Source organism: Burkholderia pyrrocinia (assembly GCF_022809715.1).
Taxonomy (GTDB): Bacteria; Pseudomonadota; Gammaproteobacteria; order Burkholderiales; family Burkholderiaceae; genus Burkholderia; species Burkholderia pyrrocinia_C.
This window is the reverse complement of sequence record NZ_CP094459.1, coordinates 2,515,784-2,540,320: the sequence shown is the minus strand read 5'-3', so window position 1 is coordinate 2,540,320 and position 24,537 is coordinate 2,515,784. Positions and strand designations below refer to the sequence as shown.

23 protein-coding genes and 1 tRNA gene are annotated in these 24,537 nt (G+C 67.2%); 14 read left to right on the top strand and 10 right to left on the bottom strand.

What is annotated here, in order from left to right:
* Window positions 1-91: 91 nt before the first annotated feature.
* The 4 genes from MRS60_RS11750 to MRS60_RS11735 form a co-directional block, all read right to left on the bottom strand.
* A complete protein-coding gene (locus tag MRS60_RS11750) occupies window positions 92-1,615 on the bottom strand; it encodes a fumarate hydratase (protein WP_034183495.1) in 1,524 nt (507 codons plus the stop codon).
* Between the two features lie 35 nt (window positions 1,616-1,650).
* Window positions 1,651-2,259 carry a TIGR00645 family protein gene (locus MRS60_RS11745; protein WP_034183496.1) on the bottom strand — a complete coding sequence of 203 codons (609 nt, stop codon included), beginning with the start codon at window positions 2,257-2,259 and terminating at the stop codon, window positions 1,651-1,653.
* Between the two features lie 113 nt (window positions 2,260-2,372).
* Entirely contained in the window at window positions 2,373-3,281 is a 909-nt protein-coding gene (locus MRS60_RS11740; RefSeq protein ID WP_243564736.1) for a DMT family transporter, read from the bottom strand.
* 145 nt (window positions 3,282-3,426) lie between these two features.
* Window positions 3,427-3,591, bottom strand: a complete 165-nt coding sequence (locus MRS60_RS11735) for a hypothetical protein (protein WP_243564735.1) — start codon at window positions 3,589-3,591, stop codon at window positions 3,427-3,429.
* Here MRS60_RS11735 and acs point away from each other — a divergent pair.
* From acs to MRS60_RS11720, 3 genes are all read left to right on the top strand, one after another.
* Window positions 3,584-5,566 carry an acetate--CoA ligase gene (acs, locus tag MRS60_RS11730; protein ID WP_243564734.1) on the top strand — a complete coding sequence of 661 codons (1,983 nt, stop codon included), beginning with the start codon at window positions 3,584-3,586 and terminating at the stop codon, window positions 5,564-5,566. The two genes, MRS60_RS11735 and acs, sit on opposite strands and share 8 nt — an antisense overlap.
* An 85-nt stretch (window positions 5,567-5,651) precedes the next feature.
* Entirely contained in the window at window positions 5,652-5,996 is a 345-nt protein-coding gene (locus MRS60_RS11725) for a DUF4212 domain-containing protein (RefSeq protein WP_034183498.1), read from the top strand.
* 3 nt (window positions 5,997-5,999) lie between these two features.
* Window positions 6,000-8,015 carry a sodium:solute symporter family protein gene (locus tag MRS60_RS11720; protein ID WP_243564733.1) on the top strand — a complete coding sequence of 672 codons (2,016 nt, stop codon included), beginning with the start codon at window positions 6,000-6,002 and terminating at the stop codon, window positions 8,013-8,015.
* Between the two features lie 90 nt (window positions 8,016-8,105).
* On the opposite strand, the gene MRS60_RS11715 is transcribed toward MRS60_RS11720, so the two are convergent.
* Window positions 8,106-8,196, bottom strand: a tRNA-Ser gene (locus tag MRS60_RS11715).
* An 83-nt stretch (window positions 8,197-8,279) separates the two neighbouring features.
* On the opposite strand from MRS60_RS11715, the gene MRS60_RS11710 reads away from it, so the two are divergent.
* From MRS60_RS11710 to MRS60_RS11675, 8 genes are all read left to right on the top strand, one after another.
* Window positions 8,280-8,909: a LysE family translocator gene (locus MRS60_RS11710; protein ID WP_243564732.1), complete on the top strand. Its 630-nt coding sequence runs from the start codon at window positions 8,280-8,282 to the stop codon at window positions 8,907-8,909.
* Window positions 8,910-8,954: 45 nt separating this feature from the next.
* On the top strand, window positions 8,955-9,371 hold the full coding sequence (locus MRS60_RS11705) for a hypothetical protein (RefSeq protein WP_243564731.1): 417 nt from the start codon (window positions 8,955-8,957) through the stop codon (window positions 9,369-9,371).
* Window positions 9,372-9,723: 352 nt separating this feature from the next.
* Entirely contained in the window at window positions 9,724-10,812 is a 1,089-nt protein-coding gene (locus tag MRS60_RS11700; protein ID WP_131945789.1) for a toxic anion resistance protein, read from the top strand.
* 10 nt (window positions 10,813-10,822) lie between these two features.
* The gene (locus MRS60_RS11695) at window positions 10,823-11,563 is read left to right on the top strand and encodes a VWA domain-containing protein (RefSeq protein ID WP_034183503.1); all 741 of its coding nucleotides are present in this window, start codon (window positions 10,823-10,825) and stop codon (window positions 11,561-11,563) included.
* Window positions 11,564-11,606: 43 nt separating this feature from the next.
* A complete protein-coding gene (locus MRS60_RS11690; RefSeq protein ID WP_034183504.1) occupies window positions 11,607-12,623 on the top strand; it encodes a DUF475 domain-containing protein in 1,017 nt (338 codons plus the stop codon).
* Between the two features lie 92 nt (window positions 12,624-12,715).
* Entirely contained in the window at window positions 12,716-13,372 is a 657-nt protein-coding gene (locus MRS60_RS11685; protein WP_243564730.1) for a TerD family protein, read from the top strand.
* A 51-nt stretch (window positions 13,373-13,423) separates the two neighbouring features.
* Window positions 13,424-14,290, top strand: a complete 867-nt coding sequence (locus MRS60_RS11680; protein ID WP_243564729.1) for a hypothetical protein — start codon at window positions 13,424-13,426, stop codon at window positions 14,288-14,290.
* Between the two features lie 136 nt (window positions 14,291-14,426).
* Window positions 14,427-15,047 carry an HAD family hydrolase gene (locus tag MRS60_RS11675; protein WP_034183507.1) on the top strand — a complete coding sequence of 207 codons (621 nt, stop codon included), beginning with the start codon at window positions 14,427-14,429 and terminating at the stop codon, window positions 15,045-15,047.
* Between the two features lie 24 nt (window positions 15,048-15,071).
* On the opposite strand, the gene MRS60_RS11670 is transcribed toward MRS60_RS11675, so the two are convergent.
* Entirely contained in the window at window positions 15,072-16,181 is a 1,110-nt protein-coding gene (locus MRS60_RS11670; RefSeq protein WP_034183508.1) for a fatty acid desaturase, read from the bottom strand.
* Between the two features lie 234 nt (window positions 16,182-16,415).
* On the opposite strand from MRS60_RS11670, the gene MRS60_RS11665 reads away from it, so the two are divergent.
* Window positions 16,416-17,453, top strand: a complete 1,038-nt coding sequence (locus MRS60_RS11665; RefSeq protein ID WP_243564728.1) for an AraC family transcriptional regulator — start codon at window positions 16,416-16,418, stop codon at window positions 17,451-17,453.
* 63 nt (window positions 17,454-17,516) lie between these two features.
* Here MRS60_RS11665 and MRS60_RS11660 read toward each other — a convergent pair whose 3' ends face one another.
* Together MRS60_RS11660 and MRS60_RS11655 are read right to left on the bottom strand one after the other, a co-directional pair.
* Complete coding sequence (locus MRS60_RS11660) at window positions 17,517-18,566, bottom strand: lactonase family protein (RefSeq protein WP_243564727.1); 1,050 nt, start codon at window positions 18,564-18,566, stop codon at window positions 17,517-17,519.
* Window positions 18,553-19,920: an MFS transporter gene (locus MRS60_RS11655; protein WP_243564726.1), complete on the bottom strand. Its 1,368-nt coding sequence runs from the start codon at window positions 19,918-19,920 to the stop codon at window positions 18,553-18,555. The genes MRS60_RS11660 and MRS60_RS11655 overlap by 14 nt, the downstream gene beginning before the upstream one ends.
* A 356-nt stretch (window positions 19,921-20,276) precedes the next feature.
* On the opposite strand from MRS60_RS11655, the gene MRS60_RS11650 reads away from it, so the two are divergent.
* Window positions 20,277-21,257: an acetyltransferase gene (locus MRS60_RS11650; protein WP_243565620.1), complete on the top strand. Its 981-nt coding sequence runs from the start codon at window positions 20,277-20,279 to the stop codon at window positions 21,255-21,257.
* Window positions 21,258-21,547: 290 nt separating this feature from the next.
* Window positions 21,548-23,026, top strand: coding sequence for a cryptochrome/photolyase family protein (locus MRS60_RS11645; RefSeq protein ID WP_243564725.1), 1,479 nt, complete (start codon window positions 21,548-21,550; stop codon window positions 23,024-23,026).
* 30 nt (window positions 23,027-23,056) lie between these two features.
* Here the strand turns inward: MRS60_RS11645 and MRS60_RS34945 are convergent, their stop codons facing one another.
* Window positions 23,057-23,179, bottom strand: coding sequence for a hypothetical protein (locus MRS60_RS34945; RefSeq protein ID WP_034183512.1), 123 nt, complete (start codon window positions 23,177-23,179; stop codon window positions 23,057-23,059).
* Entirely contained in the window at window positions 23,170-24,396 is a 1,227-nt protein-coding gene (locus tag MRS60_RS11640; protein WP_243564724.1) for an MFS transporter, read from the bottom strand. The genes MRS60_RS34945 and MRS60_RS11640 overlap by 10 nt, the downstream gene beginning before the upstream one ends.
* Window positions 24,397-24,537 lie beyond the last annotated feature (141 nt).

Below are 24,537 nucleotides of genomic sequence, written 5' to 3'. Positions count from 1 at the left end.
GAGAATCAGCCTTGAAGAACCGGCTGCACACAATAATGAGAACGAGAAGCAAAAAGGCCGGACTCCCGTCCGGCCTTTCGTGCGATCGCGCTTAAGCGGCTGCGACCGGGATCTTGCCGATCTTCGCCTGCCACTCCTTCGGACCGGTCTGGTGCACCGATGTGCCCGACGAATCGACGGCGACCGTCACCGGCATGTCCTGCACGTCGAACTCGTAGATCGCTTCCATGCCGAGGTCTTCGAACGCGAGCACCTTCGCGCCGCGGATCGCCTTCGACACGAGGTAGGCCGCACCGCCGACCGCCATCAGGTAGGCCGCCTTGTGCTTCTTGATCGCGTCGATCGCGACCGGGCCGCGCTCGGCCTTGCCGACCATCGAGATCAGGCCCGTCTGCGCGAGCATCGTCTCGGTGAACTTGTCCATGCGCGTGGCCGTCGTCGGGCCGGCCGGGCCGACCACTTCGTCGCGTACCGGATCGACCGGGCCGACGTAGTAGATCACGCGGTTCGTGAAGTCGACCGGCAGCTTCTCGCCCTTCGCGAGCATGTCGGCGATGCGCTTGTGCGCGGCGTCGCGGCCGGTGAGCATCTTGCCCGACAGCAGCAGCGTCTGGCCCGGCGTCCAGCTCGCGACTTCTTCCGGCGTCAGCGTGTTCAGGTCGACGCGCTTGCTGGTTTCCGTGTTCGGTTCCCACTGGACCTTCGGCCAGGCGTCGAGCGACGGCGCTTCGAGCTTGGCCGGGCCCGAACCGTCGAGCACGAAGTGCGCGTGGCGCGTGGCCGCGCAGTTCGGGATCAGCGCGACCGGCTTCGACGCGGCGTGCGTCGGTGCGGCCATGATCTTCACGTCGAGCACGGTCGCCAGGCCGCCGAGGCCCTGCGCGCCGATGCCGAGCGCGTTGACCTTCTCGTGCAGCTCGACGCGCAGTTCCTCGACCCAGTCCTTCGGGCCGCGCGCGATGATTTCCTGGATGTCGATCGGCTCCATCAGCGATTCCTTCGCCATCAGCATCGCCTTCTCGGCGGTGCCGCCGATGCCGATCCCGAGCATGCCGGGCGGGCACCAGCCCGCGCCCATCGTCGGGACCGTCTTCAGCACCCAGTCGACGATCGAGTCGGACGGGTTCAGCATCACGAACTTCGACTTGTTCTCCGAGCCGCCGCCCTTCGCCGCGACCTGCACGTCGACCTTGTCGCCCGGCACGATCTCGTAGTGGATCACGGCCGGCGTGTTGTCCTTCGTGTTCTTGCGGGCACCTTCCGGCGGGTTGACGATCGACGCGCGCAGCACGTTGTCCGGGTGCGTGTAACCGCGACGCACGCCTTCGTTGATCATGTCGGTGAGGCCCATCGTCGCGCCGTCCCAGCGCACGTCCATGCCGACCTTCACGAAGATCGTGACGATGCCGGTGTCCTGGCAGATCGGGCGCTTGCCTTCCGCGCACATGCGGCTGTTCGTGAGGATCTGCGCGATCGCGTCCTTCGCGGCCGGGCTCTCTTCCAGCTCGTACGCGCGGCCGAGTGCCTGGATGTAGTCGAGCGGGTGGTAGTAGCTGATGTACTGCAGCGAATCCGCGATGCTCTGGATCAGGTCTTCCTGTTTGATGACGGTCATGGCTGAGACTCTGTGAGGACAGTGGGGAATACGTTTTATGCGTTGACGGCTGCTTCGACCGGCTGGCGGGACGCGGCCGCGGCGGGCGCATGCGTCTCGTGGAAATGGGCCGGGTGCGTGTGGGTCGTCAGGCGGTCGACCCACGCCATCACGAGCGCCGACACGAGGAACGACACGTGGATGATCACCTGCCACATGATCGCGTGCGTCGTGTGCTGGTCGGGGTTGATGAAGGTCTTCAGCAGGTGGATCGACGAAATGCTGATCAGCGCCATCGACAGCTTGACCTTCAGCACGCCCGCGTTCACGTGGTCGAGCCATTCGGGCTCGTCGGGGTGGCCTTCGATGCCGAGGCGCGATACGAACGTTTCGTAACCGCCGACGATCACCATGATCAGCAGGTTCGAGATCATCACCACGTCGATCAGGCCGAGCACCGCGAGCATCACGCTGACTTCGTCGAGGCCGGCTGCATGCGACAGCAGGTGCCAGACTTCCTTCAGGAACAGGAACACGTAGACGGCCTGCGCGACGATCAGGCCCAGGTAAAGCGGAACCTGGAGCCAGCGGCTCATGAAAATCAGCGCGGGAAGCGGGCGAAGCGGGCGACGGGCGGGGCGGCCGGGCGAATGCGGGGCGGACATGATGGCGGTGCGGGCGCGGTGCGCAGGTATCGGGGGTAATCTTGAAAAGGCGCGCTATTGTAACGCGTCGGCCGGCGCGACTGCAGCGACGCGCCGGCACTGGCGGGGACCGATCAGGATGCGGCCGCCGGCACGCGTTTCACGCGCAGGCTCGCGAGCACGATGCCGGCGACGACGCACGCGAGCGCGATGCCGTGCGCGAGCGTCGGGCGCTCGCCGAGGAATGCGATTCCGTACGCGGCCGCGGCGATCGGCAGCACCGCGCTGAACACGCCGGCGAGGCTGCCCGGCACGTGCCGGATGCCTTTCATCCACAACCAGAACGAGAAGATGCTGGCCGACAGGCCATACCAGACGACGAGCGCCCACGTGCCGGTGGGCACGCTCGCGTAATCGAAGTGCCACAGCGCCGTCGCGCCGAGCGGCAGCATCAGGAACAGGCCGAACAGGTGCGTGTACGCACAGATGTCGATCGGTGCGAGCGTCTGCGTGAGCCGGCGCGACAGGATCACGTAGATCGATTCGCAGCACACCGCGCCGAGGATCAGCAGGTTGCCGGTCAGCGAGCCGGATGCGTCGCCGTGGGCGCCGTGCGCGGCCGCGCTGCCGTTGGCGAGGTTGATCGTCACGACGCCGGCGATCGCGAGCGCGATCGACACGAGCGCACGGCCGTTCGGTTTCTCGCGCAGGATCAGCCATGCGAACAGTGCGACGATCGCCGGGATCGTGCTCGTGATGACGCCGGCCGCCACCGCGCTCGTGCGCTGCACGCCGTTGAGCATCAGCAGCGTAAACATGAAGGTGCCGAAGAACGCCTGCAGGAACAGGTTCAGCCACTCGCCGCGCTTGACCGCGCGCATCTTCACGGGGCTGAACAGCGGCCACAGCACGGCGATTGCGATCACGAAGCGCAGCGTGGCGAGGATGGCGACGGGGACGAATGCAACGATGGATTTACCGATACCGACGTTGCTGCCGACGAACAGCATCGACAGGATGAGGAAGAGGGCGTAGCGATTCAAGCTGGAATCCGGGGGGCGAGTTCAGTTAGGATTGTAGGGTCGCGGTCGTTACGGCGCAAAGCGCCGCCCGGCGTGCGAAACGGCCATGCCGCGTAAGTGACGGGTAAGTTGGAGCGCTTATCGTGGAAATTGCCGCGCCGCACGTTCATCGTCGTGTGACGTGGTGCGGTGCAGCATCGCGCGTAGCCTTCGCGGTCGCGTGCGGGTGGTGGGAGACAGCGGCGCGGATGCGCCGGCCAAGACGCGCGGCGCGCACGATCGCGCCGCCATGCAGAGGATTCATGTTCACCAAGGGGTTGTCGATGTCCACGATTGAATCGGTTCTTCACGAAACCCGCCAGTTTGCGCCGCCCGCGGCGCTCGAGCAGGCGGCGGCCATTTCCGGCATGCCGGCCTATCGCGCGCTCGTCGCCGAGGCCGAGCGCGATTACGAAGGCTTCTGGGCGCGTCTCGCGCGCGAGGGCCTCGCGTGGCACAAGCCGTTCACGAACGTGCTCGACGAGAGAAACGCGCCGTTCTACAAATGGTTCGACGACGGTGAGCTGAACGCGTCGTACAACTGCCTCGACCGCCACGTCGAAGCCGGCAACGGCGAGCGCGTCGCGGTGATCTTCGAGGCCGACGACGGCACCGTCACGCGCGTCACCTATGCCGATCTGCTGGCACGCGTGTCGCGCTTCGCGAACGCGCTGAAGAAACGCGGGATCGGCAAGGGCGACCGTGTCGTCATCTATATCCCGATGTCGATCGAAGGCATCGTCGCGATGCAGGCCTGCGCGCGCATCGGCGCGACGCACTCGGTCGTGTTCGGCGGCTTCTCCGCGAAATCGCTGAACGAACGGCTCGTCGACGTCGGCGCGGTCGCGCTCATCACCGCCGACGAGCAGGCGCGCGGCGGCAAGACGCTGCCGCTCAAGAGCATCGCCGATGAAGCGATCGCGATGGGCGGCTGCGAAGCGGTGAAGAGCGTGATCGTCTATCGCCGCACCGGCGGCAAGATCGACTGGCATGCGGGCCGCGACCTGTGGATGCATGAGATCGTGGACGGCGAAGCCGACCGCTGCGAGCCGGAATGGGTCGGCGCCGAGCATCCGCTGTTCATCCTGTATACGTCGGGCTCGACCGGCAAGCCGAAGGGCGTGCAGCACAGCACCGGCGGCTACCTGCTGTGGGCCGCGCAGACGATGAAGTGGACCTTCGACTGGAAGCCGACCGACGTGTTCTGGTGCACGGCCGACATCGGCTGGGTGACTGGCCACACGTACATCACGTACGGCCCGCTCGCGTGCGGCGGCACGCAGGTCGTGTTCGAAGGCGTGCCGACCTATCCGGACGCCGGGCGCTTCTGGAAGATGATCGGCGATCACAGGGTCAGCGTGTTCTACACCGCGCCGACCGCGATCCGCTCGCTGATCAAGGCGGCCGACGCCGACGACAAGGTGCACCCGAAAAGCTATGACCTGTCGAGCCTGCGCATCATCGGCACGGTCGGCGAGCCGATCAACCCCGAAGCGTGGATGTGGTACCACAAGCACGTCGGCCAGGAGCGCTGCCCGATCGTCGATACGTGGTGGCAGACCGAGACGGGCGGCCACATGATCACGCCGCTGCCGGGCGCGACGCCGACGGTGCCCGGTTCGTGCACGCTGCCGCTGCCGGGCATCATGGCGGCCGTCGTCGACGAGACGGGCCAGGACGTGCCGAACGGGCAAGGCGGCATCCTCGTCGTCAAGCGCCCGTGGCCGGCGATGATCCGCACGATCTGGGGCGACCCGGAGCGTTTCAAGAAGAGTTATTACCCCGAGGAGCTCGGTGGCACGCTCTATCTGGCCGGCGACGGCACGGTGCGCGACAAGGACACCGGCTACTTCACGATCATGGGCCGGATCGACGACGTGCTGAACGTGTCGGGCCACCGGCTCGGCACGATGGAGATCGAGTCGGCGCTGGTGTCGCACGAGCTCGTTGCCGAGGCGGCCGTGGTCGGCCGGCCGGACGATACGACGGGCGAGGCGGTCGTTGCATTCGTGGTGCTGAAGCGTTCGCGTCCGGAAGGCGAGGAAGCCGCGGCGCTCGCGAAGACGCTGCGCGACTGGGTCGGCAAGCAGATCGGACCGATCGCGAAGCCGAAGGACATCCGCTTCGGCGACAACCTGCCGAAGACACGCTCGGGCAAGATCATGCGGCGCCTGCTGCGCTCGCTCGCGAAGGGCGAGGCGATCACGCAGGACACGTCCACGCTCGAGAACCCGGCCATCCTCGATCAGCTCGCCGAAGTGCGCTGATCTCACCTGTCGTGCGCCACGCGCGCATGAGCCCCTGCGCGGCAATCCCGATTGTCCGCGCAGGGGCTTTTTGCTAAACAACGGCATGACCGTTCCGACCCGTCCGGCGCCTGTCGCGCCGCCGCCCGTTCCCGAGCCGCTCGCGCGTGCCCACGCGCGCTACTGGCGCTTCAACGTCGCGTTGATCGCGGTGCTGATGGCGATCGGTTTCTCGGTGTCGTTCATCGTGCCGTTCTTCGGGCCCGCGCTCGCCGGGGTCCGGTTCGCCGGCTTCAGCCTGCCGTTCTATGTCGGCGCGCAGGGTGCGATTCTCGTGTATCTCGTGCTGATCGTCGTCTACATAGGGCTGATGCAACGCGCGGACCGCACGCTGCGCCGCGCGTACGACGACCATGCGGCGCGCACCGGCAATGCGCACGGCGGGCGCTGATTCATGCTGACGCATCGACTGATACGCGCATGCGCGCTCTACACGCTCGGTTTTCTCGGGTTCGTGCTGCTGATGTGGCGGATCGAGCGCGCAACCGGCTCCGGTGTCTGGATCGGCTACGTGTTCCTGTTCGTGCCGATCGCCGTGTATGCGGTGATCGGGCTGCTGTCGCGCACGTCCGATCTCGTCGAGTACTACGTGGCCGGGCGGCGCGTGCCGTCCGCGTTCAACGGGATGGCGACGGCGGCCGACTGGCTGTCGGCCGCGTCGTTCATCGGCCTGGCCGGATCGCTGTACTCAACCGGCTACGACGCGCTGGCGTACGTGATGGGCTGGACGGGCGGGTTCTGCCTCGTCGCGTTCCTGCTCGCGCCTTATGTGCGCAAGCTCGCGCGCTACACGATTCCCGATTTTCTCGGCACGCGCTTCTCGAGCACGGCCGTGCGCGCGCTGGCGGCCGGCGCGGCGATCCTGTGTTCGTTCGTGTATCTGGTCGCGCAGATCCAGGGGATCGGCTTGATCGCGACGCGCTTCATCGGCGTCGATTTCGCGATCGGGATCTTCTGCGGGCTCGCGGGCATTCTCGTGTGCTCGTTTCTCGGCGGGATGCGCGCGGTCACGTGGACGCAGGTCGCGCAGTACATCATCCTGATCAGCGCGATCCTGATTCCGGTGTCGCTGATCGCGATGAAGAACGGGCTCGGCCCCGTGCCGCAGTTCAATTACGGCAAGCTGATGGAGCGCGTCGCGGCGCGCGAGGCGCAGGTGCGCGATGCGGCCGACGAGCAGCAGGTGCGCGACGCGTACCGTCGGCAAGCCGCGGATATCCAGACGCGGCTCGACCGGTTGCCCGCGTCCTATGCGGACGCGCGCAGGCATCTCGCCGACCAGCTCGCCGACTTGCGACGCCACAACGGGCCGCTGCGCGAGATCAGCCAGCGCGAGCGCGAGCTGGCCGACTTCCCGCGCGATCCGGCGGCGGCACGCGTCGCGTGGACGCAGGCGCGCGACGATCTGCTGGCCCGTGCCGAGCCACCCGTGCCGATGCACGAGCCGTTTCCCGCCGCGAGCGACGACGAACGCAAGCCGCGCGAGCGGAATTTCCTCGCGCTGCTGCTGTGCCTGTCGCTCGGCACCGCGAGCCTGCCGCATATCCTGACGCGCTACAACACGACCACGTCGGTTGCGTCGGCGCGGCGCTCGGTCGGCTGGACGCTGTTCTTCATCGCGCTGTTCTACCTGAGCGTGCCGGTGCTCGCGGTGCTGATCAAGTACGAGATCCTGGCGAACCTCGTCGGGCGGCCGTTCGCCGAATTGCCCGCGTGGGTCACGCAATGGCATCACTTCGAACCCGACCTGATCAGCGTCGTCGAGGTGATTCGCGACGGCATCGTGCACTGGTCGGAAATCCAGATGCAGCCGGACATGGTCGTGCTCGCCGCGCCGGAGATCGCGGGGCTGCCGTATGTCGTGTCGGGGCTGATCGCGGCCGGCGCGCTTGCCGCGGCGCTGTCGACCGCGGACGGGCTGCTGCTGACGATCGCGAACGCGCTGTCGCACGACGTCTATTACTGCATGGTCGCGCCGGACGCGTCGAGCCAGCGGCGCGTGACGATCTCGAAGGTGCTGCTGCTCGGTGTCGCGCTGTTCGCGTCGTATGTCGCGTCGCTCAATACCGGGAAGATCCTGTTTCTCGTCGGCGCGGCGTTCTCGCTGGCGGCATCGAGCTTCTTTCCGGTGCTCGTGCTCGGTGTGTTCTGGAAGCGCACGACGACGCGCGGCGCGATCGCCGGCATGGTGACGGGGCTCACGGTGTGCGTGTACTACATCGTGTCGACCTATCCGTACTTCACGCAGCTGACGGGGTTCGCGGGGCACACGTGGTTCGGGATCGAGCCGATCAGTTCGGGCGTGTTCGGCGTGCCGGCGGGGTTTGCGGTGGCGATTGCGGTGAGTTTGTGCGATCGGCGGCCGGATGAATATACGCGGGCGTTGGTGGATTACATTCGGCATCCGTGATGCGGGAGGATGGGGAGGGTGTCGGCGCCCCAAACGCCCAAAACGAAAAGCCCCTTGATTTATCGGGAAATCAAGGGGCTTCAGGCATTCTGGCGGAGAGAGGGGGATTCGAACCCCCGATAGGCGATTAACCTATACACGCTTTCCAGGCGTGCGACTTAAACCACTCATCCATCTCTCCGGAAGACCGAGAGTATAGCAAACTCTGGCGGCGGGTCGCCACTCCCTTGTACGTACGTCAGAATTCAGAAGGAACACCGCACCATGTCGCTCTCCGCCTTGCTCGCCTTTGCCCTGATCCTGTCCGTCGGCGTCGCGACGCCCGGCCCGACGGTGTTGCTCGCGATGAGCAACGGCTCGCGATACGGATTGCGTCACGCGATGGTCGGCATGCTCGGCGCCGTCACGGCCGACGTCGTGCTCGTCGCGCTGGTCGGGCTCGGCCTTGGCGTGCTGCTCGACGCGTCGGAAACGGCGTTCGTGACGATGAAGCTGCTCGGCGCGGCTTGGCTCGCGTATGTCGGCATCCGGATGCTGGTGTCGAGCGGTCATTCCACCGCGGCGCAGGAACCCGAACCGCCGACGCCCGATCGCCGGACTGCATTCCTGAAGAGCTTTTTCGTTGCGATGAGCAACCCGAAGTACTACCTGTTCATGTCCGCGCTGCTGCCGCAGTTCGTCGACCGGTCGCACGCGATCGCGCCGCAATACGCGATCCTTGCGGCGACGATCGTCGCGATCGACGTCGTCGGGATGACCGGTTACGCGCTGCTCGGCGTGCATTCGGTGCGCGTATGGAAAGCGGCCGGGGAGAAGTGGCTGAACCGGGTCAGCGGGTCGCTGCTGCTGATGCTCGCGGGGTACGTCGCGCTGTATCGCAAGACCGCGAACTGATGCGGCGATGCATCGGGAAAGCGGCACGCTGAAGTCGGCGCGGCAATGAAGCCGGTCGAGCGCTTTACGCTCGAAACGCATGATGGTCCGTACGAATCGTGGCCGTCACGCACGCATGTGCTCGTGGATGGCGTGCGCTGCGATCTCGCCATTTCCGGCTACGTGCTGCTTCGCCAGTTCGAGATGCCGGCCGCATATCTGCTCGTCACCGACTACGACTGCCCGTTCGAGGAAGCCGTCACGTTCACGCTCGTGTCGAAGGATCCGCTGAAGGTGCGCGCGCAGCGCACGGTCGGTGCGATGTACGCGTCGTGCCATCTGGACGACATCACGTGGGCCGACGACCGGCATTTCAGCGCGACGTTCGTGGATATCGACGGGCGATGGGATTTCAAGATTCGTGACCGATCCGTGCCGTTCATCCTGCCTCGGCTGGGCATGCATCGCGTACAGGATCGGTAGTGCGCGATCGACTGCCGCGAGCGCGTCATGCGTGCGTGTGCACCGTCTGAAATCCGCCAGAACCAGCGGTTTCATTTTTCTTTCGCATTGATCAGACATGTAAGTTTCGGCGCGCGCTGATCTTGCATGGTCCGGACGTATGGCGGCAGGAACGACGATGTTCGGGTATCGCGTTCGCACGCAACATTACAAAATGAATGGAAAGTGAAAGAATTCCTTCCCTTGACGCGATGCGCCCGTGCCATTTATTGTCCGTCTGCCGCCGTGAGAGAGCACGGCGGTTATCGCGGATGTGCGCGTCGCGCGCACGACAACACGTAGCAAAAAGCAGAAAAGGAAACGTGGTAGCCACATGAAGCCGCTATTCGACGACAAGAAATCCGATGCGGTCAGCGATCGTCCTTCCACCCCGTCTTTGTCACCCGTCGCGGTGCCTGCCGCCGCCGTCGTGCCGGCAGCGCAGCCGACGGAGCACGCGCGCCTGATCACCGTCGACGAGATCGACCAGCTCGGCGCGACGCAGGGTACGCGGATCGCCGCCTTCTCCCAGCAGATACTCGCGAGCGTCCGTGCGTCGGATGCCGACCAGTTCGGCGACAAGCTCAACGAACTGATCTCGACCGCGAAAGGACTCGACCCGCGCGGTGCCGACAAGGGCGGCTTCATCACGCAAGTCACGCGGCTGTTCCGCTCGACCAAGGAAAAACTGCTGTCGCAATACGAGTCGGTGAGCAAGCGGATGGATACGCTCGTCGTCGAGCTCGAAAACCATGCGCAGCGCCAGAAGGCCGGCATCGACGAGCTCGAGCGGATGTACAACGACAACTACGCGCTGCACCAGGAGCTCGAGCAGTCGAAGGCGCACGGCGAAACGGCGCTCGCGACGCTGCGCGCGCATCTCGCGGCCGGCCAGCAGCCGGCGGACGACGCGTTCGCCGCGCAACGCCTGCTCGACGTGAAGCGCAAGGTCGACGCGCTCGAAAGCAAGCTCGACGACCTCGACCGCGCAATGCTGATGTCGAAGCAGCTCGCGCCGCAGATCCGGATGGAGCAGGACCAGAAACGCACGCTGACGTCGAAGTTCATGACGATCAAGACCGTGCTGATCCCCGCGTGGACCAACGCGTTCGCGCTCTACCTCGAGCAGCTCGGCACGAAGCGTGCGGCGGCGCTCGCGAACGCGACGTACGACGCGGCCGACGAGGCGATCCGCGCGCAGGCCGACCTGAATCGCCAGAACGCGCAGGAAGTCGCGAAGCTCGGCCAGCGCCCGGTGATCTCGACCGACACGTTCGAATATGCGCAGCAGCAGCTGTTCGGCGCATTCGACGACGTCACGCAGATCATTGCCGACGGCAAGCGCCAGCGTGAGCAGGACGCGCCGCGCCTGCGCCAGCTCGAACAGGACCTGATCACCCGATTCGCTCCGAAGCATAACTAAGGAACACCGCATGATTACGCTTGAGAAACGCGCGGCGAAGGTCGCGATCGTCCTCGAAAAACGCCAGATCCTGAAGCCGCCCGTCGTGCGTGTCGGCGCGGCGCTCGACATCTCGGGCTCCGCGAAGCCGCTTTACCAGTCGGGCGTGATCCAGGAGACGCACGACCGGATCCTCGGCATCGCACTGAAGTTCGACGACAACGGCGAAGTCGATACGTGGACCTTCACCGAAGGCTACGACCGCCTGCCGACCGCGACGCCGGACAACTACGGCTCGTACATCTCCGATCACGTGCTCGAAGCCCGGATCGACAAGTGGGGCGGCACGCAGTACGCGCCGGTGATGAACGACATCGTCGACTTCTTCTTCCGCGCGCCGGAGCCGAAGCGCGAAGAAAAGCGCGGCTTCCTGAGCCGGCTGTTCGGCGGCGCGGACGAAGCGCCCGCGCCGGCCGCCTCCGCGCCGGTGAACGGCCACCTGCCCGCATGGGTGCTGTTCGTCACCGACGGGCAGAACCCGAAGAACGACCGCAAGCGCGTGCGCCAGTTGATGGCCGAGTCGCAGCACTTTCCGCTGTACTGGTCGCTCGTCGGCGTCGGCGATCCGAACGAATTCGGCTTCCTCGCGGAAGTCGCGGACGAAATGCCGAACGTCGGGTTCCTGCATCTCGAGTCGCTCGATCTCAGCGACGAACAGATCTACGAACAGTTGATCACGCAGGAATTCTGCGACTGGGTGCGCGCGAAGTAAGCGCGGCCCGCATGCCCCTTTTTCAAAACTCGATTACCCCATCATGTTGAAAGACTTCAAGATCCCGCTGTCGCTCACGGTGCTCGCGCTGGTCGCGGCCTATTTCCTCGGCGGCGTAAAGGACATGCTGATCGTCGCGGTCCTGTGTGTGCTCGAAATTTCGCTGTCGCTCGACAACGCGGTCGTCAATGCATCGGTGCTCAAGAACTGGTCGGAGAAGTGGCGCAACCGCTTCATGGTGTTCGGCCTGCCGGTTGCCGTGTTCGGCATGCGGCTCGTGTTCCCGCTGCTGATCGTCGCGGTGATCGGCCACATCGGAATGTGGGATGCGCTGACGCTCGCGATCGAATCGCCGGAGAAGTACGCGGCGATTCTGACCTCCGCGCATCACCAGGTGTCGGCGTTCGGCGGCGCGTTCCTGCTGATGGTGTTCTTCAAGTTCATGCTCGACACCGAGAAGGACGAGCACTGGATCGGTTTCCTCGAAGGCCCGATGCGCCATCTCGGCCGCATCACGGCGCTGGAAGTGGCGCTGACGCTCGCGATCGTGATCGTCGCGTCGTTCTACGTGCCGGCGGCCGAGCAGGTCAGCTTCCTGCTCGCGGGCGCGTTCGGCGTGATCAGCTTCGTGATTGCGCACGGCATCGGCGACCTGATCGGCGGCGAGGACACCGGCACGCGCGTGGTGCGCGAAGGCGTCGCGGGCTTCATGTATCTCGAAGTGCTCGATTCGTCGTTCAGCTTCGACGGCGTGATCGGTGCGTTCGCGTTGTCGAACAACATCTTCCTGATCGCGCTGGGCCTCGGCGTCGGCGCGGCCTACATCCGGGAGATGACGCTCGTGCTGCTGAAGAAGGGCACGCTCGCGCAGTATCGCTTTCTCGAACACGGTGCGTTCTGGGCGATCGGTGCGCTCGCAACGATCATGTTCCTCGGCGTGAAGTTCGAGGTGCCCGAGGTCGTCACGGGCCTGATCGGCGCGGCGATGATCGCGGCGGCCGTGTGGTCGTCGATCGTCGTGCAACGCAAGGAAGACCGGACCGCCGTGGCGAGCAAGTAATACACGCGGCACGGAAACCATCAACGAGGGGCCGCGCACGGCGGCCCGGCATTGCCGCCGGCGCAACGGCGGTTCCAGCAGAAGAGGTTCAGATGATCAATTTGTCGAAAGGCGGTCGCGTCAACCTGTCGAAGGAAGCGCCCGGCACGCAGAAATTCCGCATCGGTCTCGGTTGGGACGCAAACGCGACGGACACGGGCACGGATTTCGATCTCGATGTGTCGGTGTTCCTGTGCAAATACGATGCGCAGACCAATCCGAAGCTGATCTCGGATCAGCACTTCGTGTTCTACAACAGCGAAGTGCGCACGATGGACCGCAACGAAACCTTCATCCAGCCGGGCGACGATTTCCCGAAGCGCGGGATGCCGGCGTCGAAGTGCATGGGCGTCGTGCATAGCGGCGACAACCGCACGGGCAGCGGCGGCGGCGACGACGAAGTGATTTTCATCGACATGACGAAGCTTGCTGCCGACGTCGAGGAAATCTCGGTGGTCGTGACGATCGACCAGGCCGAAGCGCGCCGCCAGAATTTCGGGCAGATTCGCAACAGCTACATCCAGATCGCCGACGAGGTGACGGGTGCGGTGATCGCGAAGTACGCGCTCGAGGAAGACTTCTCGATGGAGACGTCGGTGCAGGTCGGCAGCTTCTATCGCCGCGATGGCCACTTCATGTTCAAGGCGGTCGGCGCCGGCTACAACCGCGGCCTCGGCGACTTCGTTCGCGCGTACGGCGGCGCGGTCTGACTGGCGGCAGCCCGGCGTGCGGGAAACCGCCGCGCCGGGCAGGATGCAGCGATGACGAATCCGTCCGACGAGCCGAAGCGGCTCGAGTTCGATACGACGCCCGAGCGCACGCCCGGGCGTCTTGCGTTCGACGCGCCGCCTACGGCCGGTGTGCCGGCCGCGCGTGTGCCCGAGCGGCCGGCGCCGCAGGCGCTCGATTTCGGGCCGGCGCCCGACAAGGCTGTGCACGCGGCGCCCGCCGATGCGGTCGGCCGCGCGCTGTTCGGCGAATCGAATCACCCGCTGCTCGAATCGTGCTTCCGCGCCGCGCAGGCCAGCTTCCCGAATCTCTATCCCGACTACGCGCCGCGCATCGAGCGGCACATCCGGCAACTGGTGCCGCTCAAGCTTGCGACGGTCGCGACGATCGGCGACGGTGCGCTGGAGGCGGCGGGCAACCTCGTCGAAGCCGTCGCGGCGACGACGCGCGAATTCAATGAACTCGGCGCGGCCGACATGATGGCCGGCATGCTCGCGCAGGCGACGCGCAAGGCCGGCATGTTCGAACGCTGGTTCGGCGCGGCGTCGAGCCAGGTCGACTACCGCGCGGCGCTCGGCGCGCTCAAGCAGTCGCTCGGCTTCTTCCCGCGTCGCACCGAGGAGCTTGCCGCGAAGGTCCGCCATGCGGAAGAAAACCTCGTGGTCGTGCTCGCGGCGCTGAGCGCGGTGGCGGACGTCGTGCGCGTGCCGGACGACGCGGGCGTCGAGCGCACGCTGTTCGACCGCCGCAACATCGTCGGGCAGGCCGTCCAGCAGATCCGGATGCAGCCCGCGCAACTGCGCGGGCTCGACGAGCGCGTGACCGATCTGCTGTCGCGCGCCGACCACCTGATGAACGTCGTGCTACCTGCGGCACTGGCGGCGCGGCCGCAGCGCTGAGCGAACGGCACGACGGCCACGCGCGCTTCGGCGCCCGTGGTCGCTGCCTGGGCCACGCTTCGTCACGCCGTTTCGCGCGTGCCGCCGCGAGTCTGCTATCTTCCCGGGCATCTCATCGCTTTCCCGCCGATTCTCCATGACTGACCGCATCGTCGCCGCATTCGATTTCGACGGCACCATCACGACTACCGACAGCTTCCGCCATTTCGTCCGCTACGCGGTCGGCACGCCGCGCTTCGCGTGGGCCGGGCTGCGCGCACTGCCGTGGATCGTCGCGATGAAAGCCGGGCTGCTGTCGCGCGGCGACGCGAAGGCGAAGTTCGCGTGGTTCGCATTCGGGCCGGTTCGCGAGGACGCGCTCGACGCTCGGGCGCGCACGTTCGTCCACACGTATCTGCCGAACTTCGTGCGTCCGGAAATGCTCGAGCGGATTCGCGAGCATCGGGCGCGCGGGCATGAAGTCGTGCTGGTCAGCGCGTCGCCGTCGCTGTATCTGGAGAAGTGGGCGAAGACGGCCGGTTTCGACGCCGTGCTCGCGACGCGGCTTGCGTTCGAGCGCGGCGCGTTCGCCGGGCGGCTCGACGGCGAGAACTGCTGGGGGCCGCAGAAGGTCGTGCGGCTGCGCGGGTGGTGGGGCAACCGGCCGCCGAAGCAGTTGTTCGCGTACGGCGACAGCCGCGGCGACAAGGAAATGGCCGAACTCGCGAACTGGTCGTGGATCCGCGGGCAGGGAGCGATGCCGCCGATCGGCGATTGATGCGGCGCGCTGCCGGTGCTGGTATTACGCGTCGACCTGCGCGTGACGCGTGCCGCGCGAAGGACGATAAGCACCCCAGCGATTCGCACGCGCGAACGTGCCGACGTCGTTGAAGCGCACGCCCACTTCGCGCAGTGCCGCATGCGCGGTTCGTGCGGTCAGTTGCCGGATGTAGAACGGGTCGCGCACGACGAAGTGATGGATCGCGTGCGTGCTGCCGAAGTTGAAGCAGAACAGCTGGAACGGCAGCATCCACCACGGGTTGAGTACCTGCGTCTGCTGGATCACGTTGCGCGAATCGATGTCGCCGAAGTAGTGCATGTTCGAGCTGACGAAGTTGATGCAGAAGCTGCGCACGAAGTTCGGCCCGAGCCACACGACCGCCAGGAAATCGACGACATCCATCACACGCTCGACCAGGGCCGGCACCGTCACCGCATAGCCGAACGCGTGCAGCGCGAACAGCCCGATGTGATAGACGATGAACGCATGCCACAGCGCGTAGTACACGTGACCGACCGGCATGTACGACGACACCTGCTCGACGCGCAACTGCATGCGCTCGGCCGGATCCTGCACCGGCTGCGCGGCCACGTACTGCTTCACCTTGCGGCGCATCGCGGCCGGCCGCAGCACGACGGCGAGCATCCCGTCCGCGATCATCAGCAGGCGCTTCACGCCCCAGCGCTCGCCGTTGGTGATGCCGAATTCCTCGAGATCCGATTCGCCGCCCGACACCTTGTGGTGATGCAGGTGCATGCGCCGCCGCGTCCACGGGTTGATCGTGCCCGGCCGCGTGAGCCAGCACAGCGCCATCATCAGGTGATAGGCCCACGGCGTCTTCTTGAAGTACATCAGGTGGATCAGGTCGTGCTCGAGTTCGTGGATCAGCGACGTGACGAACGCGGCGAGCGGCAGCGCGACGTACCACGCGATCGTGCCGCGTGCATACAGCCACGCGATCGCGAGCATCGCGGCGACCGACACGGCCATCACGGTCGCGCCGACGAGGTTCTGGTTGTCGAGCAGCGGAAAGCGCGCGCGGATCGCGTCGCTCGCTGCGTTGACTTCGCGGCGGACGTACGCGACCTTGTCTGCGTCGTTGCGAAAGACGGTTCGTGCGGGTTGGCTCATCGACCGGAATCCGTGCGGAAAGAGTGGGGCAGGGGGGCGTTATGCCGATGTGACAAGCATAGGCGGGCGCCGCACCGCATGCGAGGGCCGCCGGTGCCAATGGTGGTGTCATTTCGGGCCATGGTGGACGACGAGCGGGAGTCCGACGGTGCGCCGCGCGGCTAGAGCACCGCCGTGGTGTCATTGCGGGCCAGCGGCGCTACAATCCGCCGAAATCGCTCCGGAGTCCGCCGCATGGCCCTGTCCGTCCCGGATGCCGCGCGCCAGTTGAACAAGGCGACGGTGTCGTCCGCGTATGCGCTGTTCATGCTGATGCTGGCCGAGGAGCGCGGCATCGATAGCGGCCGCATTCTCGCCGGCTCGGGCGTCGAGCGCGAGCGGCTCGCGCAGCCCGATGCGCGCATCACGCCGCTGCAGCAGGCGGCGATCGTGTTCAACCTGCTCGACGCGACCGACGATCCGTCGATCGCGATCGAGATCGGCCTGCGCAGCAGCCTGACGAAAGCGGGGCTGATCGGTTTCGGGCTGATGAGTTGCGCGACGCTCGGCGAGGCGATCGCGCTCGGCATCCGCTATCTGCCGACGCGCGTACCGTTCTTCTCGGTGCGGCTCGCGCAACTCGACGGGATCGTCGACATCGACGTGCTCGAAGCGTTTCCGCTCGGCCGGCTGCGCCAGTTTGCAGTGGAGAACTTCCTGGTCGAGACCGCGATCCTGTTCAATTCGTTGCTGTATCCGGCGCCGGGGCGCACGCTGCAGTCGCGCGCCGAACTGCACTTCGAATGGCCCGAGCCGCCGTGGTTCGAGCGTTATCGCGCGCGGCTGCCGAGCTGTCATTTCGACGCGAGCGCGAACCGCATCCGTTGCGACGCCGCGCTGCTCGACGAGCCGATCGGCACCGCGAACGCACAGACCGCGCAGATGATCGTCCAGCAGTGCGAGGCCGAACTCGCGCGGCTCGGTTATGCGGAGAGCATCGTCGAGCGCGTGCGCAACCTGCTGATTTGCGGCGATGGCGGTTATCCGTCGGTCGACGACGTCGCGCGCGAGCTGCACGTGTCGGCGCGCACGCTCAAGCGCAAGCTCGCCGAGTACGGCGCGACCTATTCGGCGCTGCTCGACGAGATCAGGCTGCGCGATGCGCTGCGGCTGCTGGAGGGCACGCGGCTGCCGGTCGACGAGATTGCGGCGCGCGTCGGTTATACGGACCGCGCTAACTTCACGCGTGCGTTCAAGCGCTGGACGGGTGTTGCGCCGAGCGAGCGGCGCTGAGCGAGGGCACGGGGGACCCGCGTTCGCAGCGGACCTGAGGGATCGTGCCCAGGCGTTGCTTAGTCAGACGATCTCGACCCAGTTCGCGCCGCGCCCGCCTGCTGCACGCGCGTGCAGCGACAGCGCGCCGTCGTCCGGCGCGATCGCATACACCGACACGTATTCCGACTGCTCGCCGCACGCGACGAGCCAGCGCCCCGACGGATCGATCGCGAACCCGCGCGGCTGTGTCTCGGTGGCCGTCGCGTGCGCGGGCTCGAACGTGCCGTCGGCGGTGCGGCGATAACAGAGCAGTTGGCTCGAAGTGCGTTCGCTGACATATGCGAAACGCTCGTCGGGCGTCAGGTGCAGGTCGGCGGCCCATACCGAAGGTTCGGCAGGCGCGGGCGGCCGCGCATGGCCTTGCGCGAGTTCAGCGACGGCCGGGTGGCGCGCGCTCACGTGCGCGTCGCCGAGCCGGCCGCTGTCGGGATCGCGCGCGAACGTCGCGAGCGTGCCCTGGAATTCGCTGACGACGACGAGCGCGCGGCCGTCGCGCGCGAATCGCAGGTGACGCGGGCCGAAGCCGGCCGGCACGCGCGTTTCGCCGTGTTCGGCCAGGCGCAGGCCGGCCGCGTCCTCGACGAGCGCGAAGCTGAACACGCGATCCGAGCCGAGCGAACTGACGTACGCGAAACGATTGTCCGGCGACACGATCACCGCGTGCGCGTTCGCGATGCCGCCGGCCACCTGCAGCGGCGCGCCGTCGCCGTCGCGCACGCGCGCGGCGTCGTAGAGGCTCAGCGAATGCCCGCCGTACGACGCACCGAGCAGCCAGCGGCCGCTGCGGTCGAGCGACAGGTACGCGTGGCTCGCATCGATCGCGGTCGCGCCGATGCGCGCGAGCGCGCCCGTGGCCGCGGCGACGCGGAACGCGACGATCGTCGGCTGCTCGCCGCGCGTCGCGACGTAGAGCCGCGCGCGGTCGGCCTGCACGGCGATCGGCATCGCGACGTCGGCGGCCGGGTAGCGGGCGAGCGGCGCGAGCGTGCCGTCGCTCGCGATGGAGAACGTGGCGAGGTCGCCGTCGGCGGCATTCGAGACGACGACGGTGAAGCGGTCAGTGTTCGGCATGGCGGAGCATCGTGGCGTTCGTGAAGGACTCGTCGGCCGGCAGGCCGCGCGGCGGATCGCTGCGCCGGTGCGTGCGCGCGAACAGCGCGGCGACCGCGGCGACGAGGGACGCGATCGCGAGCGCATACAGCCCGCCCGTGATCGAACCCGTATGTTGCTTCAGATAGCCGAATGCCGTCGGCGCGACGAAGCCGCCGAGATTGCCGACCGAGTTGATCAGCGCGATCACGGCCGCGGCCACGCGCGTGTCGAGGTAACCCTGCGGGATCGGCCAGAACAGCGACGCAGCGGCCTTGAAGCCGAGCGCGGCGAAGCAGATCGACGCGAACGACCACACGGGATCGTGCGACGTCGACGCGAACAGCCCGCACGCGGCGAGCACGAGCGCGAACGCGAGCCAGCGCTGCGGATGCTTCCATTTCGCGGACAACACCGCGAAACCGTACATCGCGCCGATCGCGATCATCCACGGAATCGTGTTGTACAGGCCGACCTGGAAATCGCTGAGGCCGCCCATCTTGCGAATGATCGTCGGCAGCCAGAACGTGGCCGCGTAGATCGTCAGCTGGATCGAGAAGTACAGGAAGCAGAACAGCATGATCTGCGGATCGCGCAGCAGTACGGTGGCGCGCACGGGCACGTTCGAGCGTACGTCGCGCGTCGCGCGCTCCGCGTCGAGCGCCGTTTCGAGCGCCGCGCGTTCGTCGGTGGTGAGCCATGTCGCGTCGCGGATGTGCGATTTCAGCAGCAGCCAGCTCGCGCCGCACAGCGCGACCGAGAACAGCCCTTCGATCAGGAACATCCATTGCCAGCCTTCGAGGCCGAAGCCGCGGATCGACAGCAGCGCACCGGTGACGGGCCCGGACAGCACCGACGCGAACGCGGAGCCGCCGAGGAAGATCGCCATCGCCTTGCCGCGCTCCTGCGGCGGCAGCCATTGCGACAGGTACAGCACGACGCCGGGGAAGAAGCCGGCCTCGGCCGCGCCGAGCAGGAAGCGCAGCACGTAGAACGACGTGTCGTTCCACACGAACGCCATCGCGGCCGCGACGATGCCCCACGTCGCCATGATCCGCGCGAGCCACACGCGTGCGCCGTAGCGCTGCATCAGCAGGTTCGACGGCACTTCGAACAGCGCATAGCCGACGAAGAACAGCCCGGCGCCGAGCCCGTACGCGGCCGCGCCGATGCCGATCGACGCTTCGAGGTGGCGATCGACGAAACCGACGTTCACGCGGTCGATGTAGTTCGCGATGAACATGATCAGCACGAGCGGCAGCACGTGCCACTTCACTTTCGAGACGGCGGACGCGAGCGGGTCGCGGCCGGGCAGCGTGGGCGAGGGCGGGTTCAACGGTGTCTCCGGTCGGTCGGCGAACGGGGCGGCAGCCCGCGTCGGCGTCTGGGTGGTGGCTTATGTAGTATGTCGTCGTATGACATGGTACGCCTGAGTGTTGATGGAGGCGTCACGGGTTTACCCGGAAATTTCCCGGATATTGGTGAATTTCATGAGATCGGTTGGATATTCGATAATGTCTGATGACGTATGACTGTCGTGGGCATGTGCGCTGCAAGCCATTTGCAGGTGAATCCGGCTACGCTGTATCGAGAGCGCGCGCGGTTGCGGCAAAATACCGGGCTCGCGCGCTCGGTGTGCATGGCATGTGCGCGAACGGAGGCGATTTCATGCTGAAGACGGAGCGGCGGAACATGCAGGACAACCACCACGGACGGCACTTCTTCGCGTTCAACGGCGATGCGGACGGCCTGTGCGCGCTTCAGCAACTGTGGCTCGCGGAAGGCGTGCGCGGCACGCTCGTGACCGGCGTGAAGCGCGACATCCGGCTGCTCGAGCGGATCGATGCGCGGGCCGGCGATAGTGTCACCGTGCTCGACGTGTCGCACGATCAGAACCGCGACGCGTGCGCGCGACTGCTGCGCGAAGGGGCGACAGTCCGCTATTTCGATCATCACTTCGCAGGCGAGCTACCCGCCGATCCGGGCTTTCACGCGCATATCGACACGGCGGCTGATGTCTGCACGAGCGCGCTCGTGAACCGCCATCTCGGCGGCCGGCATGTGCGCTGGGCGATCGTCGCGGCATTCGGCGACGAACTGCCGGCGCTCGGCGACGCGCTCGCGCGCGAGCAAGGGATCGACGACGCCGAACGCTGCACGCTCGCTGAACTCGGGCTCTACCTGAACTACAACGCATACGGCGATTGCATCGGCGATCTGCACTTCGATCCGGCGGCGCTCGCCGACGCGATGTTGCCGTGCGTCGATCCGCTCGATTTCGTGCGCGGGACCGCCGTGTTCGCCGCACTGCGCGACGGCTACCGCGACGACATGGCGCGCGCATGCGCGCTTGCGCCGCTGCGCGAAGTGCCGGGCGCGACGCTGGTACGGATGCCTGATCAACCGTGGGCACGGCGCGCGACCGGGATGCTCGCGAACGAACGAATGCGCAACGCGCCGCATGCGGCGCTCGCGGTGCTGTCGCCGCGCGCCGATGGCGGGCTCGTCGTCAGCGTGCGCGTGCCCGACGGCCGGCCGCTCGGCGCCGACGAGTTCTGCCGCGGCTTTGCGACCGGCGGCGGGCGCAAGCGCGCGGGCGGCATCAACCATCTGCCGGAAACCGAGTTCGACGCATTCGCCGCGCGTTTCGAGGCGGCGTTCCGGCTCGATTGACGAAGCGATCGGCGACGCGCGCGCCGTGGCCTGATCAGTCGAATCAGCCGGTCGCACCTGCGAACACGGCCGGCACGTACCGCGCATCGCGGTGCAGATGCACCCGACATCGAGCGTAGGCCGGCGGACGCGGCGAAGAATCGTCGGAATGGACTAACGCGTTTCACCGGGCACGCGACGCGGTGCGATGGCCGTCGCCGTCATCGGCACGTCGGCATGTCGAGCGTCGACACCGTGTGGCATAGCCGCGACAATACGCATCCTGTTCCGCTTTCCGCATCGAGGTGCCCGTGCCCGCCAAGTCGTCCGTTGCTCCCGCGATCGTCTGGTTTCGCGACGATCTGCGCGTGACCGACCAGCCCGCGCTGACGCGCGCGGTCGAGTCAGGCCGGCCGCTCGTGTGCGTGTTCGTCGACGATACGGGCGCCGGTTCGGGGCGCCCGCCGGGCGGCGCAGCGCGCTGGTGGCTGCACGGGTCGCTGGCCGGGCTCGACGCCGCGCTCGCGCGTCACGGCGGGCGCCTGCTGCTGTTGCGCGGCGACGCGCAGCGCGAGATCGAGCGCGTCGTACACGACACGGGCGCGGCCGCCGTGTACTGGAACCGCCGCTACGCGCAGCCGCAACGCGACGCCGACGCGGCGCTGAAGGCGTCGCTCAAGGCACGCGGCGTCAAGGTCGAGAGCAGTAACGGCAGCCTGCTGAACGAGCCGTGGGAGGTGCTGACGGGCAGCGGTGCGCCGTACCAGGTGTTCACCGCGTACTGGCGCGCGGTGCGCCGCGACCGCACGGTCGCCGCGCCGCTGCCGGAGCCGGAACGGATCGTGTTTCAACCATGGCCTGAAACCGTGCGTGGCCGTGCGCTGGCGCTCGACGCGCTCGCATTGCGCTCGCCCGTGCCGGACTGGGCCGGCGGCCTGCGCGACGCATGGCCCGCGCCCGACGAGGCCGGTGCGCATCAACGGCTCGACGCGTTCCTGACGGCATCGCTTGCCGGCTACGCGGATGCGCGCGATCGTCCCGACCGGCCCGCGACGAGCCGGCTGTCGCCGTTCCTGCGCTTCGGCAACGTATCGCCGCGACAGGTGTGGCACGCGGTGCAGGGCGCCGCGAATGCAGGCGGCGCGGCGTACGTTGCGGGCGCCGACAAGTTCCTGAGCGAGCTCGGCTGGCGCGAATTCAGCTACGCGCTGCTGTATCACTTCCCGGCGCTCGCGACCGACAACTTCCGCGCGCAGTTCGACGCGATGCCGTGGCGTGACGATGCCGCGGCGCTGCGCGCGTGGCAGCGCGGCCGGACCGGCTATCCGCTCGTCGATGCGGGCCTGCGCGAGCTGTGGACGACCGGCTGGATGCACAACCGTGTGCGGATGGTCGTCGCGTCGTTCCTGGTCAAGCATCTGCTGATCGACTGGCGCGCCGGCGAAGCGTGGTTCTGGGACACGCTGGTCGACGCCGATCCCGCGAACAACGCGGCGAGCTGGCAGTGGGTGGCCGGCTGCGGCGCCGACGCCGCGCCGTATTTCCGCATCTTCAATCCGGTCGCGCAGGGCGAGAAGTTCGACCCGGACGGCGCATACGTGCGGCGCTGGGTGCCCGAACTCGCGAGCCTCGACACCGCGTCGATCCACGCGCCGTGGGAAGCGTCACCGCTGCAGCTCGACGCGGCCGGCATACGGCCCGGCATCGACTATCCGGCGCCGCTCGTCGATCACGCCGCCGCGCGCGTTCGCGCGCTCGACGCGCTGGCCGCATTGCCGAAACGTCGCTGATCGTCTGCCCGCGCGGTACGGTTCGCCGCGTCAGTTGCAGAACGCGACGCGTTCGAGCAGCGCGTACGCGATACCTGAATCGAAGTAGGCCGCGCCGCACCACGCGACGAACGCGAGCGTGCCGGCCGCCAGCGCCGCGCGGATCATGCCCATGCCGCGTTGCCCGATGCCGGGCGCGCGACACGCGCGTCGTCGATCGGCAGGTGCAGAAGCGCTGCGAGCACGCCGAGCGCGATCGAACCGATCCACAGCGGCAGGTACGAATGCGTCGCGTCGTACACGATCGCACCGAGCCAGACGCCGAAGAAGCTGCCGAGCTGGTGGCCGAAGAACACGAAACCGAACAACGTCGCGATGTAGCGCACGCCGAACACCTGCGAGATCACGCCGTTCGTCAGCGGCACCGTGCCGAGCCAGGTGAACCCCATCACGGCCGCGAACACGTAGACGCTCGCGGGCGACAGCGGCACGACGACGAACGCGGCCATCGCGAATGCGCGCACGAGGTACAGCACCGACAGCACATACTTGCGCCGCAGCAGCCCGCCGAGATGCCCGCATGCATAGGTGCCGGCCACGTTGGTCAATGCGATCAGCGCGAGCGCGACGCTCGCGTGGCGCGCCGGCAGCCCGTGGTCGAGCAGGTACGCGGGCAGATGCGTCGCGATGAACGCGAGCTGGAAGCCGCACGCGAAGAAGCCCGCATTCAGCAACCAGAAACCGCGATGCGCGAACGCCTCGCGCACTGCTTCGCCGATCGACTGGTCGGGGCCGGCGGCGGCCGTTTGCGCGGGCCGGTCGCGCAGCAGCACGGCGAGCGGCGCGAGCAGCGCCGCGACGAGCGCCAGCGCGACGAATGCGTGCCGCCAGCCGATACCGCCGATCAGTTCCTGCGCGACGGGCACCATGCAGAACTGGCCGAGCCCGCCGATCGCGCCGGCAACGCCGAGCGCCCAGCCGCGCCGGTCGGGCGGAAACAGGCGGCTCAGCGCGCCGTAGATCGACGCGAATGCCGAGCCCGACAGTGCGATGCCGATCACGAGCCCGGCGCCGACCGTGAACATGCCGGTCGACGCCGCGTGCGCCATCATGACGAGCCCGGCCGCATACAGCAGCATCCCGGCGACGATCACGCGCACCGAGCCGAAGCGGTCGGCGACCATCCCCGTGAACGGCTGCGCGACGCCCCAGATCAGGTTCTGCAGCGCCAGTGCGAGCCCGAACGCTTCGCGCGACCAGCCATGGTCGAGCGATACGGGCGCGAGGAACAGGCCCTGCACATGGCGGATGCCGAGCGCGGCGCCCATGATCAGGCCGCCCGCCAGCACGGGCAGCCAGCGGCGCCGGACTTCCTGCTCGATCGGGGTCATGCGTGTCTCCGGATGTAGGCGCGCGGCGAAACGGCCGCGCTCGATCCGATTAGACGATCGGGTACGGCGTCGCTCAAGCGATCATTCGGTCAGGTTGGCATGCGTGTAGGGAATGTGACGGGGTGCGGCCGGGCGAGGTGG

Coding starts and splice junctions, on each gene's coding strand:
- MRS60_RS11750 (WP_034183495.1), bottom strand. CDS start 1,615: ATGACCGTCATCAAACAGGAAGACCTGATCCAGAGCATCGCGGATTCG.
- MRS60_RS11745 (WP_034183496.1), bottom strand. CDS start 2,259: ATGTCCGCCCCGCATTCGCCCGGCCGCCCCGCCCGTCGCCCGCTTCGC.
- acs (WP_243564734.1), top strand. CDS start 3,584: ATGTCCACGATTGAATCGGTTCTTCACGAAACCCGCCAGTTTGCGCCG.
- MRS60_RS11725 (WP_034183498.1), top strand. CDS start 5,652: ATGACCGTTCCGACCCGTCCGGCGCCTGTCGCGCCGCCGCCCGTTCCC.
- MRS60_RS11720 (WP_243564733.1), top strand. CDS start 6,000: ATGCTGACGCATCGACTGATACGCGCATGCGCGCTCTACACGCTCGGT.
- MRS60_RS11710 (WP_243564732.1), top strand. CDS start 8,280: ATGTCGCTCTCCGCCTTGCTCGCCTTTGCCCTGATCCTGTCCGTCGGC.
- MRS60_RS11705 (WP_243564731.1), top strand. CDS start 8,955: ATGAAGCCGGTCGAGCGCTTTACGCTCGAAACGCATGATGGTCCGTAC.
- MRS60_RS11700 (WP_131945789.1), top strand. CDS start 9,724: ATGAAGCCGCTATTCGACGACAAGAAATCCGATGCGGTCAGCGATCGT.
- MRS60_RS11695 (WP_034183503.1), top strand. CDS start 10,823: ATGATTACGCTTGAGAAACGCGCGGCGAAGGTCGCGATCGTCCTCGAA.
- MRS60_RS11690 (WP_034183504.1), top strand. CDS start 11,607: ATGTTGAAAGACTTCAAGATCCCGCTGTCGCTCACGGTGCTCGCGCTG.
- MRS60_RS11685 (WP_243564730.1), top strand. CDS start 12,716: ATGATCAATTTGTCGAAAGGCGGTCGCGTCAACCTGTCGAAGGAAGCG.
- MRS60_RS11680 (WP_243564729.1), top strand. CDS start 13,424: ATGACGAATCCGTCCGACGAGCCGAAGCGGCTCGAGTTCGATACGACG.
- MRS60_RS11675 (WP_034183507.1), top strand. CDS start 14,427: ATGACTGACCGCATCGTCGCCGCATTCGATTTCGACGGCACCATCACG.
- MRS60_RS11670 (WP_034183508.1), bottom strand. CDS start 16,181: ATGAGCCAACCCGCACGAACCGTCTTTCGCAACGACGCAGACAAGGTC.
- MRS60_RS11665 (WP_243564728.1), top strand. CDS start 16,416: ATGGCCCTGTCCGTCCCGGATGCCGCGCGCCAGTTGAACAAGGCGACG.
- MRS60_RS11660 (WP_243564727.1), bottom strand. CDS start 18,566: ATGCCGAACACTGACCGCTTCACCGTCGTCGTCTCGAATGCCGCCGAC.
- MRS60_RS11650 (WP_243565620.1), top strand. CDS start 20,277: ATGCAGGACAACCACCACGGACGGCACTTCTTCGCGTTCAACGGCGAT.
- MRS60_RS34945 (WP_034183512.1), bottom strand. CDS start 23,179: ATGGGCATGATCCGCGCGGCGCTGGCGGCCGGCACGCTCGCGTTCGTC.
- MRS60_RS11640 (WP_243564724.1), bottom strand. CDS start 24,396: ATGACCCCGATCGAGCAGGAAGTCCGGCGCCGCTGGCTGCCCGTGCTG.